The organism is Maribacter sp. 1_2014MBL_MicDiv (assembly GCF_001865655.1).
In the GTDB taxonomy this organism is placed as follows: Bacteria; Bacteroidota; Bacteroidia; order Flavobacteriales; family Flavobacteriaceae; genus Maribacter; species Maribacter dokdonensis.
On sequence record NZ_CP011318.1, the window covers coordinates 2,453,255 to 2,467,822 of the forward strand.

General features: G+C 33.5%; 11 protein-coding genes. 9 read left to right on the plus strand and 2 right to left on the minus strand.

Features of this window, described 5'->3' with window-relative positions:
• The first annotated feature begins 75 nt into the window (after window positions 1-75).
• From YQ22_RS10285 to YQ22_RS10305, 5 genes are read left to right on the plus strand one after another with little or no spacing between them, the layout of a single operon-like run.
• Window positions 76-2,391: a GumC family protein gene (locus YQ22_RS10285; RefSeq protein WP_071341133.1), complete on the plus strand. Its 2,316-nt coding sequence runs from the start codon at window positions 76-78 to the stop codon at window positions 2,389-2,391.
• Window positions 2,392-2,430: 39 nt separating this feature from the next.
• On the plus strand, window positions 2,431-3,693 hold the full coding sequence (locus tag YQ22_RS10290) for a hypothetical protein (RefSeq protein WP_071341134.1): 1,263 nt from the start codon (window positions 2,431-2,433) through the stop codon (window positions 3,691-3,693).
• Window positions 3,693-5,060 carry a lipopolysaccharide biosynthesis protein gene (locus tag YQ22_RS10295; RefSeq protein WP_071341135.1) on the plus strand — a complete coding sequence of 456 codons (1,368 nt, stop codon included), beginning with the start codon at window positions 3,693-3,695 and terminating at the stop codon, window positions 5,058-5,060. Before YQ22_RS10290 ends, YQ22_RS10295 begins: the two co-directional genes overlap by 1 nt.
• Before the next feature lie 22 nt (window positions 5,061-5,082).
• Complete coding sequence (locus tag YQ22_RS10300) at window positions 5,083-5,970, plus strand: glycosyltransferase family 2 protein (RefSeq protein WP_071341136.1); 888 nt, start codon at window positions 5,083-5,085, stop codon at window positions 5,968-5,970.
• Window positions 5,967-6,902 carry a nucleotide-diphospho-sugar transferase gene (locus tag YQ22_RS10305; RefSeq protein WP_071341137.1) on the plus strand — a complete coding sequence of 312 codons (936 nt, stop codon included), beginning with the start codon at window positions 5,967-5,969 and terminating at the stop codon, window positions 6,900-6,902. The genes YQ22_RS10300 and YQ22_RS10305 overlap by 4 nt, the downstream gene beginning before the upstream one ends.
• A 44-nt stretch (window positions 6,903-6,946) precedes the next feature.
• Here the strand turns inward: YQ22_RS10305 and YQ22_RS10310 are convergent, their stop codons facing one another.
• Window positions 6,947-8,383 (minus strand): right-handed parallel beta-helix repeat-containing protein, encoded by a 1,437-nt coding sequence (locus YQ22_RS10310; RefSeq protein ID WP_071341138.1) that lies wholly within the window; start codon window positions 8,381-8,383, stop codon window positions 6,947-6,949.
• A 460-nt stretch (window positions 8,384-8,843) separates the two neighbouring features.
• Here YQ22_RS10310 and YQ22_RS10315 point away from each other — a divergent pair, with 460 nt between their 5' ends.
• The 4 genes from YQ22_RS10315 (at window position 8,844) to YQ22_RS10330 (ending at window position 13,520) form a co-directional block, all read left to right on the plus strand.
• Window positions 8,844-9,608 (plus strand): WecB/TagA/CpsF family glycosyltransferase, encoded by a 765-nt coding sequence (locus YQ22_RS10315; protein ID WP_071341139.1) that lies wholly within the window; start codon window positions 8,844-8,846, stop codon window positions 9,606-9,608.
• A 329-nt stretch (window positions 9,609-9,937) separates the two neighbouring features.
• The gene (locus YQ22_RS10320) at window positions 9,938-10,441 is read left to right on the plus strand and encodes a T9SS type A sorting domain-containing protein (RefSeq protein ID WP_071341140.1); all 504 of its coding nucleotides are present in this window, start codon (window positions 9,938-9,940) and stop codon (window positions 10,439-10,441) included.
• A 2-nt stretch (window positions 10,442-10,443) separates the two neighbouring features.
• Window positions 10,444-11,175: a hypothetical protein gene (locus tag YQ22_RS10325; RefSeq protein ID WP_071341141.1), complete on the plus strand. Its 732-nt coding sequence runs from the start codon at window positions 10,444-10,446 to the stop codon at window positions 11,173-11,175.
• Window positions 11,172-13,520 (plus strand): FlgD immunoglobulin-like domain containing protein, encoded by a 2,349-nt coding sequence (locus YQ22_RS10330; RefSeq protein ID WP_071341142.1) that lies wholly within the window; start codon window positions 11,172-11,174, stop codon window positions 13,518-13,520. The genes YQ22_RS10325 and YQ22_RS10330 overlap by 4 nt, the downstream gene beginning before the upstream one ends.
• Window positions 13,521-13,544: 24 nt before the next feature.
• Here YQ22_RS10330 and YQ22_RS10335 read toward each other — a convergent pair whose 3' ends face one another.
• Window positions 13,545-14,564: an acyltransferase family protein gene (locus tag YQ22_RS10335; protein WP_071341143.1), complete on the minus strand. Its 1,020-nt coding sequence runs from the start codon at window positions 14,562-14,564 to the stop codon at window positions 13,545-13,547.
• Between the last annotated feature and the right edge of the window lie 4 nt (window positions 14,565-14,568).

A 14,568-nucleotide genomic window follows, 5' to 3' on the forward strand; every position in this document is an offset into this window, starting at 1 on the left:
ATCCATACAATTAAAAAATTCTTAAGCTAAGACTTGTTCATAGTCAGGCTTATTTATCCCGATAAATTGAATACAATGACTGAAAAGGAATATTTTGACTCAAGGCTATCTTCTTCTGATAATGAAGAAAATTTTGATGTAAAGGCATTGTTGAGCAAATACCTGAAATCATGGAAACTATTTCTATTGTTTCTTCTGATTTTTATTGGCTTGGCAGTTCTTGCCCTGCAGTTCATAAGCACCTCATATGAGGTTTCTAGTAAAATCTTATTGAAAAATGAAACATCTAATATAGATGCCTCTGGTAATAACATGGTCAGCAATAATCCGTTTAGTAATTCAGAGCGGGTTAACAATGAAATTGAGGTGTTGACTTCTGTAAATTTAATGCGTTCTGTTTTAGATAGTTTGTCCTTGCAATGTAAAGTTAGTACTCCAGAGACTTTTTCTGAAACGGAATTGTATGGTTCAGAGTTGCCATTTAAAATTGTTGTAGACACCTTATATCCATCGGCTTATGATACTTCTATTAAAATTAAGTTAGAAGGAAAAGATAGTTTTAGTATATCGGAAGATTTTGAAGGTGACTTAGATGCAGCAAATTCTATTAGCTCAAGTTATGGCTATAATAGATATAATTATGGTTATAAGATTGAAAAACCCTATGGAACTTTTAAGATTGTGCCCAATGAAAAGTCCAACGTAAAGAGTACTGAATTTTTACTGGAATTTAGGGATATAGATGAGATGGCACATGATTATGTGAAAAAAGCATTGAGTGTGTATGTAATCAATAAAGATGCTTCTGTTATCAACATTGTTTTAAAAGAGCAAAATCCTCAGAAAGGCGAGGATATCATAAATACATTGGTTGAAATATATGGTATAAAGGCATATCAAGAGAAAAATGCCATGGCTTTAAATAACGTAAAGTTTATTGATGAGCGTTTAAATGCATTATCGGTAGAGCTTAGTGAGGTAGAAAAAAATGTTGCCCAGTTCAAAACAGAAAATGAACTGGCTAATGTAGAGTTAGATGCAAATTCATTTTCTGAGCAAGAAATAGATTATAGTAGAAAACTGACCGAAGCTGAAATAGAACTAAAAGTTTTAAGTGCTATAGACCGTAATTTAAGAAATGGGGATAATGAATCTACTTTAAATTCTTTAAGTGTATCAAGCCCTAATCTGGTGTATTTAATAGATAATTATAATAGATTACAGATAGAGCGCAAAAGTCTGCAAAGAACGGTTCCTGAGAACAACCCGCGTATGATTGATATTAGGGATCAGTTACAGCAGCTGAAAGGGAATATTCTTGGTAGCCTTTCTACATCTAGGCAAAGTTTAAGAAGTACTATAGGTAGTATTAGAAGTAGGTCCAATCAATTTGCAGCCAAAAAGCAAAGAATACCATCAATGCAAAGGCAATTATTGGAAATTAGTAGAGAGCAGGGTATTAAAGAAAACTTATTTTTGTACTTATTACAAAAGAGGGAAGAGGCGGCTTTAATGGTTGGTGTTAGGCAAGATAACTTTACCGTAATCGATAAGGCTATTACTGATTTTGAGTCTAAATCTCCCAGTAAAAAACTTTTCATGTTGGTATCCTTGTTATTGGGTCTTGCCGTTCCTGTAGGTATTGTTCATTTAAAGGATGGATTAAATACTAAAGTTGCCGATAAGAAAGATGTTCAGAAAAGAGTTAGTGTGCCTTTAATAGGTGAAATAACACATAATGCATCAGGTAAAAATCTTATTGAAAAGGGAGAGGAGAGTAGTAGATTGGCTCAAGATTTTAGAATGATGCGTATGAATATGAGTTTTCATCTACCTAAAAAGAAGATGCAAACTATTTTGGTTACCTCAGCGCAAGAAGGGGAGGGGAAAACTTTCTTTTCTTCAAATATTGGGGTGGCACTGGCTTCTTCAAACTCTAAAGTCGTGATTTTAGAATTAGATAAGCACAATCCAGAATTAATGGGGGCATTGGGAGCTGCTAATTCAGAAATTGGTGTTTCAAATTACCTATCACCAGGAACCCGTACTATTACTATCAACGATTTGTTGGTGCCGGTAAATAACAATGACAATTTGTTTGCCATAGGGTTGGGTTCCGAAAAAGTAGACGGATTAGAATCTTTTAATTCGGTGCAAATGGTTCAGTTTATGGAGCAGTTAAGAAATGACTTCGATTATATTGTCATAGACTCTGCCCCAATTGGCACATTGGCAGATACGCTTGCCCTTTCTAAATATTCGGATTGTTGTGTTTTTATGGTTCGTGAGAATTACACCCATTTAGATGATCTGGCAATCTTGGAAGAAGCTAAGCGTAATAAGAAGTTTAAAAATCCTATGGTTGTTTTTAACGATGTTACGAACAATTAATAAACGACCTACCAAAATTAGAATAAAGTAAAGGCCAAAATGAATATATACTACCTTGTAGTTTTACTTTTCTTGTTGTTTTCTTCTAAAGCCAATTTTTTAGTTGATTATAATTCGGCTTGGTTCGGGCTTGAGGTTTTTATGATTATCGTTGCGTTTCGATTGAAGAAGGTTAAAAAGCGCGATATTCAGTATTTCTTGACTTGCCTGGCAGTGTACTTTCTATATATCGCCGTTCGATTCAAACTGAATAAACTACCTGCGGATTATTTTACAAGCGATGTATTCTATTTTTTCAAATTTGCATTTACGGCCTATTTGTTTTGTGTGATACTACGAGAAAAGGCTTTGTATTATTTGGTAAAGGTAATTTCACATTTAGCCATAGTCTCGTTGGTGTTTTATAGCATACAATTATTTCAAAATGGCGCAATTGTAAAGACAATAGGTACTACGTTTGAAAGTTTAACGGTAGATGATGGCTCTTTTAGATATACCAATTTTGTGTTTTTCACCTTTGATGATATCCATTACTATAGAAATTCCGGATTTTGTTGGGAGCCTGGCGCTTTTGGTTCGTTTTTGACGTTGGCATTAATGTTCAATTTTTTAATCAATGATTTTAAACTGAACAAAGAGGCATTGATAATTACTTTAGCCATTTTAACAACGGTGTCTACCACGGCCTACCTTGGTGTGTTTCTATTATTTTTCCTTAGATACCGCGTATTGAACAGGAGCAGTAAGATCGCCATCATAATTTTTGCGGTCATATTTGCATTGGCCATACCCAACGTACCTTTTTTAGGGGAGAAGGTGGTTGAGATTTATGAGCAAGATATACGTGATTTAAAAGAGCTGGAGCAATTATCTGTCTATTATGAAGATGTAGAAAGGCAAATACCCTTAAACCGTTTTGCTAGTATAATTTTTCTTTACGAACAATTTAACTGGAAACTTTTTTTAGGGGTCAGTAATCAATATGATGAGTACTACATTAATGAGTTTAATGTTAATATTTCTAACGGTATTATGGACTTTATAACTAAGTTCGGTGTGGTTGGATTTATGGTTTTACTCTATAGATATGGTAAGTTATGCCGGGGGTATTTAAGAAAAACCGAATATGTATGTTATTCCATATTAATTTTACTGATATTAAGCTTTGGTGAACCCATACTAATGCTACCTATTTGTGTCATATTTATATTTTTGCCCACATTTAAAAAACAAGATTTTTCAGCTTTGTCATTTGATTATAGGTCAAAGTACCTACCATTAAAAAGACCTAACACAATATAATGATCAAAAGGTTTAACTCCATTAAGGTAATCATACAGTCTTATTTTCAAGGAAATTCTAGGACTAACCTGTTGATTAAGAATGTTTTTTCTTCATTGATTTTAAGAGGCTTGGGTACGGCTATAAACTTCTTGTTTGTTCCTTTGGTTATAAATTTTGTCAACGCTGAACGATACGGTATTTGGTTAACGCTTAGTTCTGTGTTAACATGGTTTACCTTGTTGGATATTGGCTTTGGTAACGGTCTACGCAATAAATTTTCAGAAGCCGTAGCTCTGGATGATATCAAAGAGCAGCGAAAATTGGTTCATACCACTGCAGCCGTATTAATATTGATCTCTACCATCATATTTATCTTAAATGTCATATTTACAGATCAGTTAAAATGGGATGAATTTTTAGGAGTAAATGCATCTTACCGTTCAGAACTGCAACAGTTGGTTTTTCTTTTAATATCCTTTTTTAGCTTACAGTTTATTTTTCAAATATATAACCCTATCCAATTTGCCCTGCAAAAGCCAGCAATGATTGCCAGAACTATCTTATTGGGCAATGTGCTTGGCTTAATTGGTATTCTGTATTTAAGGGAATTTTCTGAGCCTTCCTTATTTAATTTAGGTTTTGTGGTCATGGGTAGTAACTTACTTTCTATATTTCTCTTTACCGCATATTTCTTTGTAGTACAAAGACCGGATTTAATACAGAAAATAGAAAAGCCTACGGTAGATACCTTAGGGTCTATCTTTTCTCTAGGGATCAAATTTTTCTTTTTGAACATTGCCTATATGGTGCAGTTTCAAACCAGTAACTTTTTGATCAGTAAATACTTTAGACCAGAAAAGGTAACCGAGTTCAATATTGCTTTTAAGCTGTTTAGCGTTGCTTCTTTAATATTTGGTATCATATTGAGTCCGGTGTGGAGTTCTGTTACCAATGCCCAGGTAAACAATGACTACACGTGGATTAAAAAATTGATAAAAAAGCTATTGCTCATTTGGAGCGTTATTGCCGTAGGATGTATCATTGGATTATTATTGGCGCCTACTATCTATAACTTATGGATCGGTGATATTATAACCATACCGTTCATAACCTCATTGGGTGTTGTTCTAATAGTGTTGTCTAATTGCTTTTCAGAAATATTTATAAGTGTGTTGAACGGCATGGGTAAGGTCAATTTACAATTCTATATTTCCATTTTTGTAATCCTATTTTTTGTACCAATAGCTTATTTCCTATCGGTAGAAATGGGTTACGGAATTTTTGGTATCTGTATGGCAATTGTGGTAACCAATGTCAATGGGTTAATTGTTGCACCGTACCAAGTGTATGTAGAAATGAGAAAAAACAGAAAGTTACCAGCTTAACAGTTGAAAAAGTTTAGAGATGATGTCAACTAAAGAAAAGAAATTAATAACGGTTTTACTTACGTGCCATAATCGTAAGATGAAAACGTATAGCTGTTTAGAGGCGCTTTTAAACTGTGATTTAGATGATGATAGTTACTATTTAAAAATCTACCTGGTAGATGATGGTAGTACAGATGGTACTACGGAATACCTTCAGGGTAATTTTAAAAACCTTCATATCATACAGGGATCAGGTAGTTTGTTTTGGGCAGGTGGCATGCGTACGGCTTGGAAAGCGGCTCGTGATAATGACAGGCATTCAGATTATTATTTACTGTTAAATGATGATACCATTGTTTTTAAGGATACATTGACCAGGCTGTTAAGTGACTTAGAAGAAGTAAACGAACCTAAAAGTATCATCGTGGGTCCTACCTTAAATCCAGATACTAAGAAGGTTTCTTATGGCGGACATAAAATTTTAAACAAACTATCATTTAAGAGTAAAATGGTATTGCCTAATGATAAATTTCCGCAGAAGTGCGAAATGGGCAATGCCAATATCATGCTGGTACCTCATGAAGTCTACGAGGTTATCGGTTCTTTAACGGAAACCTATACGCACGGAATTGCAGATTTTGATTACACCTTAAAAGCTTTGGATAATGGTATTTTTACCTATGTTGCCAGTGCTTATTGTGGCTATTGTAAAAATGATCATGGGGTAAATTGGTTAAGCCAAAAAAGTAATTTAAAACAAAGAATAGCATATTTATATAGCCCTACAGGCTTATCGTATAAAGAATATTTAGAGTTCATTAAGGTGCATTTTCCGTTTCACCTACCACAGGCATTCTTACTGTTGTGGGGTAAAACCTTATTTCCCATCATTTGGCAATTGTTTAAAAATGAAGACTATTTAAAATGAAAACAGCAACAGCACAAGCACCGGTACTATTTATCATTTTTAATAGGCCGGAACAGGCGAAAAGGGTTTTTGAAATGATACGGAAAGCCCAGCCAGCAAAACTCTATGTTGCGGCAGATGGTCCACGTAAAAATGGTAAGGATGATCAAAAATGCAAAGAAACTAGGGCTATTATAGATTTAGTAGATTGGGATTGTGAAGTTAAAACGCTGTTCAGGGAAGAAAATGTAGGTTGTGGATTAGGACCCAAAACTGCTATAGATTGGTTTTTTGAAAATGAGGAAGAAGGCATTATTCTAGAAGATGATTGTTTGCCGTCTTTGAGTTTTTTCAAGTTTTGTTCAGAATTATTGGAAAGATATAGAGACAATAACCAGATTATGCATATTGGAGGCTCTAACTTTCAGAATGGGTATGTCCCAGATTCAGATTATTCGTATTACTTCTCTTATTTTAGTCATGAGTGGGGTTGGGCAAGTTGGCGAAGAGCCTGGAAAAACTATGATTATGAATGTTCAAGCTTTCCAGAACTTAAAAAGAAAGGCTATTTTGACAATTACTTTTCAAACATCATCGAAAAGAAATATCGACTTAGTAAAATAGAAAAAACGATCAATGCTAAAGAAGTCTCTTGGTGGGACTATCAGTGGGACTATACAAAACTGGTCAACTCTGGCTTGTCAATAATACCAAACCAAAATATGATCAAAAATGTTGGGTTTGGTGAAGATGCTACACATACCGTTAGTGCCAATGATGCTAGGCAATATAATGAAGCACAGGAAATAGATTTTCCGTTATTGCATCCTAAGTTTATTATTAGGGATATAAAGGCAGATAGAAGGTATTTTAAATATTTCTTTAAAGACACTATAGTACGCAGAAAAATATTGGGCTTTCTAAGAATTCCTGGGTATGCTACAGAAGGGTAATGTAGTGGTATTTTCCTTGAACATGTCTAATTGCCATTACTACCTTAATCACAGTTGAAATTAAGCACAATAGGGTTTCTGGGTTCAAAATCAATATCTGTTCTATAGTCAATAACATCAAAATTGTGTTCTGGCCAAACAATATTGGTGGGGTTACAGGAATTATAAACGATACAATCATTTATACTATTTCCACCGGTATTTGCCGTAGTGCCAAAAGCACCGAATATTAATGAGTTAGAGGTAGATTTTCCCCTGTTTTGTCCTAAATCGCCACAAATGATCTGTTTGGCTCGTATTCTTGTAAAACTCACATTTTTAGAGCCTTCTACAGAGGAGACCACACCGTTACCCATTTCCAAAAAATCTACATCTTCTACAAGTCCGCCGTAACCACCCCTTGCACCTTCGGTATTTTGATCTTCAAATAACACACCAACACCAGTAGGGCTGTTATTGCCAACGATCAATCCTTTTTTGATCTGTTGCCCACCACTTTTGTAGATACTTATATTGTCCTCTGTCCAAGCCACATCACGATCATTGATCACGGAGAAATTCTCTAAAAGCCCACCGGCGCATTTATCGTATTGTACTAATTGACCCCTAGGGAAAGGACCTCTCATATTATGACCTTCAATATATTTTAAAACCGAATCATCACATTGGTTTAATCGTATGCCCGTTGACCCGTCTTCTAATTTTACATTGGCAATTACAATATTTTGCGAACCTATACCTTCAATACAGTTTCTTTCAGAATCCGCTAATGGACCGCTAGATGGCGCATTGGTATATTTTATATAACAGTTTTTTATGGTCAGGTTATCGGCACTGGTGAACTTTATTCCCATGTAAGCCCCGGTGTATTCAATAATACAATTAGAGATTACCACACCTGTATGGTTGTTGATCTCAATACCATGTTGGTCAGATGTTCTAATGTAGAGGTTATCTATGCGTTGGTTGTTCGTGCTTACTACAATAGGACCGGAATCAACTAGATTAGAAGTGCAAATATTCCCTATAATACTCGGTACAACTTTATAAACGGTTGTTGTGCCGTTTTCTGCAGTAACCGTATAGGTAACTTCATGGCTAAAATCTTGTTCAGATTTTGATATAGGGCTAACCTTAGATCCAGATGATAAGGTAATGGTAGGTATTAGTTGGTCTATGTTTAACACTAATGGATCAAGCTCAACGTAGATAGTTTTTGTTTCTTCATCAAGGGTTGCAGCAATATCGGTGGTTAAGCCATTATTATCTGTAGTTAAAAAACTAAAAGTGATGATTTTGGGTTCTTCTGATTGTTCATGCGTGGTATTCCCATCTTCTACATGGTCTTTTTCAGAGGCGCAAGATTCAAATAGACATACATAGAATAGGAGGGTCGCAAAAAAGAACAATGTGTTTTTTAATGAAGTAGGTCTTATCATAATTCTTAAGTATTCATTAATGTCTTTATAATTGAAAGTCATTAAAATTTCTATAAGATCATTTGGGTCTTTTAAAATTGTTATTCAGAATATGATTTGGGGGAAATATAAGCAGAATAAAAATTTGGAATCCCTTATGTGTTAATTCTTAAATGATTAAGAATGCTAAGATAAATTTTAAAATGTAAAATGCAGTCCTCAGCGCGTTTATTAAAAGTTAAAAATTTCTGCGCATCACCGACTTACAGTAGTTGTTAGAATAGTACTACAAGTTTGGTAATTGATCTTTTTGATAGTGTAAGGCCATATGTTTTAAGCTGCGCTATAACTATATTTTACTACACGTTAACAGAAGTAATCTGTGGTTGCATGCCAAATAAATATATTTGTCTGAACAACCATTAACCCCCGATATAGTTATAATTGTTGTTGAAGATTGATGCGAATATTCCGTACATGTTTTGGGAGAACAAAATTATAATTAGGGCTTTTTTAGAAATTTATGATGCTTACTGAATTTGACTCAAAGGTATTATGCCTTGGTTATCCTATTTACAATTCTTCACTTGATAATTTACCATTAAAATCTAAATTATTGGTAAATACAATCAATCAATATTCTTATTGTATAGCTGAAGAAGACGCTGAATTTAAAAAAGCGTTGTTGGCTAGTGATATTATTCTGCCCGATGGTGTTGGCATAACATTAGCTGCAAAATGGTTGAATGGTACTTCCATAAAAAAAATAGCAGGAGCAGATTTTCATGAGTATCAATTAAAACGATTAAATGAAAACCATGGATCTTGTTTTTACTTAGGGGCAAGCAGTGATACCTTGGCTAAAATAGAGTCTCGTTTAAAGGGTGAATATCCAAATATTAGATTTGCTAGTTATGCGCCACCTTTTAAACCGCAATTTACTGAAGAAGAGAATCTAAGTATGATTGAGGCGGTTAATAGTTTTGATCCAGATGTGCTTTTTGTTGGTATGACCGCTCCAAAACAAGAGAAATGGAGCCATGCACATAAAAATTTTCTTAATGCCAAGATTATATGCTGTATTGGTGCTGTTTTTGATTTTTATGCAGGTACTGTAGAAAGACCAAGCAAAGTATGGAGAGATTTAGGCTTAGAATGGTTGGGGCGTTTGGTAAACGAACCTAGGCGAATGTCTAAAAGGTATCTTTATTTTGGTGTTGTCTATGCAGTACATTTGGTAAGGGCGAAGTTTTCTGCAGACAGCAGAATGAGGACTACATTTAATTAAAATAGCATTAGTTACTAATTATAAGAGCTTTATTCTTCTTTAAGTAAGCAATGGCGACATTATTTCCCGTATTAGAGATTTAAGAAATGTTAAATTTTAAATTTAACATTTCTTAAATCTGTCTTTCCTGCTATAAATCATCTACTTTATTGAATTTTCATTAGTTTTTTCGTTGTTTTTAAAAAAGATAACAGAAAAATAAATTTCAATAGTCTTTATATGTTTTTAAAGCGTATAACTTAGACCAAGTTTGCTTTATTTTCGTTTATGGAATAGGTACTAAACTTATTTTTAAACACTTAGGTGAAATAAGGGTTTTATAATTTTTGATGAAATTTATTTTTTTTGTTTTACAGCTAATTGTTGTCAGTTCTGTTTTTGGTCAAGATGTTGATGATATGTCCAATTCTTTAAAGGTAGGTCAAACCAATTATTCTATTAATGCTGGAGGTGGTGTTGCAGTAGGGTTACAAGGAAATTATTCTTATTCCATAGGTCAGATCTTTGCGACCCAAACTTTTAAGAAAGAAGACCAAATAGATTTAGGGGTTCAACAAGGTATAGATGCATTTAAGGCTTCAGGTAACGAGTCGGTAACTTTAAAAGTATATCCAAATCCGGTGATAGATTTAATGAAGTTAAGTGTTGATAGTTTAAGTTTTGAGAATTTAAACTATCAGATTTTCAATCTTGAAGGTAAATTGATGGCAACTAATAATATCAACGATATTGTGACGGAAATAGAACTAAACTTTTTGTCTGAGGGTATTTATATACTGTTACTTCGTAATAACAATGAATTTATTACTTCAATTAAATTTATAAAAATTTGAAAATGAAATTATATCAATTTCTTACATTATTTTTTCTCACTATAGGCATATATGCCCAAATGCCGGAAAAAATTAGTTATCAGGCAATCGTACGTAATACTAATGGTGAAATTTTAGGTAATTCAACTATAGGAATCAAAATTTCAATACTCCAGCAAACCACAAATGGACAAGAGGTTTACCAAGAATCACATTTGCCATTAACGAATGAAAACGGACTCATGACCCTACAGATTGGGACCGGAACGGTATTAAAAGGGACTTTTACTGATATTGATTGGTCAAATGGTCCTTTTTTTTTAGAGACTCAAATGGACTTAAATGGAGGTGTTAATTACTCAATTACAGGTTTAACAGAGCTTTTGAGCGTTCCATATGCTCTTTATGCCAAAACTGCTGGTAGCATAACAATGGGCAACGAGTATTTGAAGAAATCTCAAATTATTTCATTTGAAACAGATAGGGATATCAATGAATCGGATATTCTCAACACTTTAGAATGTATTAATTCCGCCACTTTACGTATTACTTCTAATTTTGATCTAATGAAAGTTGGGGATTATATTAATTTAGAGGCACACAATGGTGCCGTACTTAATATACAGGCCTTAGAAGGTGTTCAACTAAATTACCAATTAAACGGCAATGCCACTTTTATCAGTAATAAGGGTAATGTTCGTTTTGGTCTACTTAGAAAGCTAGCTGCTAACTCTTATATTGTTTCTGGACAATGAAAATATTATACTATTTTTTGTTTTTGTCTTATGTGCTTAATGCGCAAAATTACCATTACGTTGAAAACAAAAATACAGCTAAAGAAGTACAGTTTTATTTGGATGAAAATGCAAGAACAAGCGCAGGTGTCTATGATGGGGAAGTGTTGTTGAGAACTTTATGGAGTAATGTTGAAAAGGATAAAGGAACACATAGCATTGAGTGGGATGGTTTAGATGATGAAGGTATACCGGTTTCTTCTGGAAATTATACTATCAAAGTGCTTTCTAACAATGTTAAATATGAATGGGAAGGTGCAAAAATTGGAAATACGTCTAAAAATTTAACCGGAGTAAATAGATATCACGGATTAAGTGGTTTCTTTAAATTTATAGTTCATGGAGAAAAAATTTATTGGTCTAATGGCTACAATGAACAGCGAACTGCGGCATATACTTCAGAGTTAAGCGATCCACAAGTAACTACTCCGGTTTTGGACAAAGGAGCTATAGTTAAATATATTGCTACGGGAGAAGATAAAGTGTTTTGGAGTGGCCATGATGTTCAAGCAAATAAATCATTTGTATTTGTTACAGATCAGAATAGCAACGAAGAATATATTTTTGATAAAGCAATATCATATGAGGTCACGTATTCTAGAACATATGAATCTACTTTAGATTTAATTGAGGGAACTAACTCATACATAACCGGTTTGGCTTATTATAATGGGTATTTGTATGTCGCAAGACAGCTTCAAAACACTATACATGTTTTAAGTTTATCAAATGGGGGTTCTTTGGTACAAACAATTCAATTTATTAATGCACCTAGGGAATTAACAACAGATGATAAGGGGAATCTTTGGTTAATTTCAGATGAATCTTCTGTATCTAAATACGTTATTCAAGAAAATGGACAATTAGAAAAATCTAATTTAAGTATTTCGTCATTAGATGAGCCATTGACATTGGGCTTCAATAAAAAAGATAATATTCTAGGTGTGTGTGACGGAGGTGCGTATCAACAAATTCGTTTTTTTAATGCTGATAATGGTGAGGAAGATGCTCCATTTGGAGAACTGGGAGGTTATGCAAATGGACCAAAAGTATCTAATAACAAGTTTTATTTTTCAGACTCAAAGTCTAAAGATTTCAATGCAGATATATATACGCCCCAGTATAATCATGCATCATTGGCTTTTGAAAATGATGGTTCGTTTTGGGTATTGGATACCGGAAACAACAGAATGATGAAATATGATAGTAATCGAAACTTCCAAGAAAAAATTCAATATACCCCAGATTGGCTAATAATGTCTATCGATAAAAACAATAGTTCAAGATTATTTGTTGATTTTTTGGAATATGAAATAGATTATTCACAAGAAGATATTGGTGAAAGTTGGTCTTTAAAAAATAATTGGGGCTTCTCAATACAAGATGATTACAATAACTCATTCGGTCGAATCAGAGAACCGGTTACCTTGTCTAACGGAAAAACCTACTTTTTACTAACTGAAGGATATAATTTTGTAATAGCGGAATTAACAGAGAGTGGAATAAGAATTACGGATAAGGTTTTAGATGGCTTTAATTGGGTTTGGTTAGAAGACGGTTCATTAGTATATGTTAACCCAGCAGAATTGCACGGTAATGTTATTTGGGAGAAGTATGAATTAAATGATTTTGATATTGATAACGACCCTATTTTTTTAGGAGGATCACTTTTAGCTAAAAGAACTAACATTTTAGCTAATGAACCACTTTTTCGATATGGTAGTTCCTTAAGTGTTGCAATTTTAGATGATTATAAACTTCTTACTTTTGATGCTCGACCTGAGGAGAATAATATGGGAGCTGGCTATCATTTAGGGTTATTAAATACGAATGATAATACTTGGATATTTAAAACGTCTAAAGCTACGGGAAAGGACTATACTGGTGATTATCCTCTTGATGGACGATTCGATACAGGTAATGACGTCCATAATGCCGGGAGTAAAGCAATGGCATTTGGAAATAATATTGTTTGGGGGTATTATGGGGAATTTTGGAAAGGGGGTTTTCAAACCAACCAATATGCTCATTATTGGGAAAATGGTTTGCTGTTGAATGTTTTCGGTACGAATTGGACAAAAAATGTAAATGGTCTCTCTGTTAGTAGATTAGGCGGTGAGGTATTTACGCCATTTGATGGTATGGCTGGAAATGCAATAAATCCATATACTGTTTTCAATCCATTAAATTCTGATATTGCGTATTTATATCACCCTGATGAATCTTGGCATGGTGGTATTCATAGATGGAGAATTTCTGATTTAGATAGTGTGAAAGTTGATATACTTTCAATTACTGTCGAATAATTCTATATTTTTTATTGATAAATTTCAACTTTTAATCTTCCACCATCCTTTTTTCATAAACGGTCTTTCTAGAACTGGGAATGCCATTAAACAGAGTAATGTAGTAACAACTACTAAAACTAATGAAAGTATTTCCCTATGAGCTATAATAGGTATCAGTAAATGACCTGTTACTGAAATAACTTGAAAATGTATGAGGTAAATAATGTAACATGCCCCGCCAACTATTGTGAAAGAGGTAAAAGACAGGTATTTTAAAAAGTATTTCTGTATTAAAACCCCATATAAAAAAAAGAACAGTAAAATGGGTTGTACTATTTCAATTACTAGTAAGGTTTCATAATGGGCAAGACCAAAAAAAAGTATCAAACATAATAAAGTAATTGTTTGCCCCAATAATTTATAAGAAAAAGAAGATGTTTTTTTTGTTTCCAAAATAGCTATGATAATACCTATGGCAAACCAATGAAAATAGGTATTTAAAAAAGGCAGTCTATAAAATTGTGAAAAAACAAAAGTGCATACGGCAAGTACAGACCATTTCCAAATAGTATCTTTTGCTAATAGGTATAGCAATGGTAATAATAAATAGAATACGACCTCTATTTCTAAAGACCAAGTAACTACATTAATTAAATTAGTGTCAAAATTACTGGTATATGTTAATACCCGAAATAAGCTATAATTTTTTTCCTGATCAAATCCGTCTCTAAAGCTTAGTAATAAGTAAAATGCAATGGTGGTTATTAAAAAAGGCGGCTCAATACGCTCTATTCTCCTTATTAAATATTGCTTATAACTAAATTTTTTAGTTTTCAATAACTGTGAAGACAATACAAAACCGGAAATACTAAAAAAGAGGGGAACTCCATAATGCCCTGTAAACCATAAGCTGGATAATGCAGAAGCCTTGTCCATATAGAGTGTAAGAAAGGCATCTACATGAAATATAAGTACCGCTATAATAGCAATAAATCGAAGACCATCTATTTCAGGTCTATACGTACCCTTAGAGACTACTCTTTTAAATAGTTTTAAATACATGTCC

Bases quoted from the DNA above. Each gene is read 5' to 3' on its own strand.
- YQ22_RS10285 (WP_071341133.1), top strand. From the start codon at position 76: ATGACTGAAAAGGAATATTTTGACTCAAGGCTATCTTCTTCTGATAAT.
- YQ22_RS10290 (WP_071341134.1), top strand. From the start codon at position 2,431: ATGAATATATACTACCTTGTAGTTTTACTTTTCTTGTTGTTTTCTTCT.
- YQ22_RS10295 (WP_071341135.1), top strand. From the start codon at position 3,693: ATGATCAAAAGGTTTAACTCCATTAAGGTAATCATACAGTCTTATTTT.
- YQ22_RS10300 (WP_071341136.1), top strand. From the start codon at position 5,083: ATGTCAACTAAAGAAAAGAAATTAATAACGGTTTTACTTACGTGCCAT.
- YQ22_RS10305 (WP_071341137.1), top strand. From the start codon at position 5,967: ATGAAAACAGCAACAGCACAAGCACCGGTACTATTTATCATTTTTAAT.
- YQ22_RS10310 (WP_071341138.1), bottom strand. From the start codon at position 8,383: ATGACTTTCAATTATAAAGACATTAATGAATACTTAAGAATTATGATA.
- YQ22_RS10315 (WP_071341139.1), top strand. From the start codon at position 8,844: ATGATGCTTACTGAATTTGACTCAAAGGTATTATGCCTTGGTTATCCT.
- YQ22_RS10320 (WP_071341140.1), top strand. From the start codon at position 9,938: ATGAAATTTATTTTTTTTGTTTTACAGCTAATTGTTGTCAGTTCTGTT.
- YQ22_RS10325 (WP_071341141.1), top strand. From the start codon at position 10,444: ATGAAATTATATCAATTTCTTACATTATTTTTTCTCACTATAGGCATA.
- YQ22_RS10330 (WP_071341142.1), top strand. From the start codon at position 11,172: ATGAAAATATTATACTATTTTTTGTTTTTGTCTTATGTGCTTAATGCG.
- YQ22_RS10335 (WP_071341143.1), bottom strand. From the start codon at position 14,564: ATGTATTTAAAACTATTTAAAAGAGTAGTCTCTAAGGGTACGTATAGA.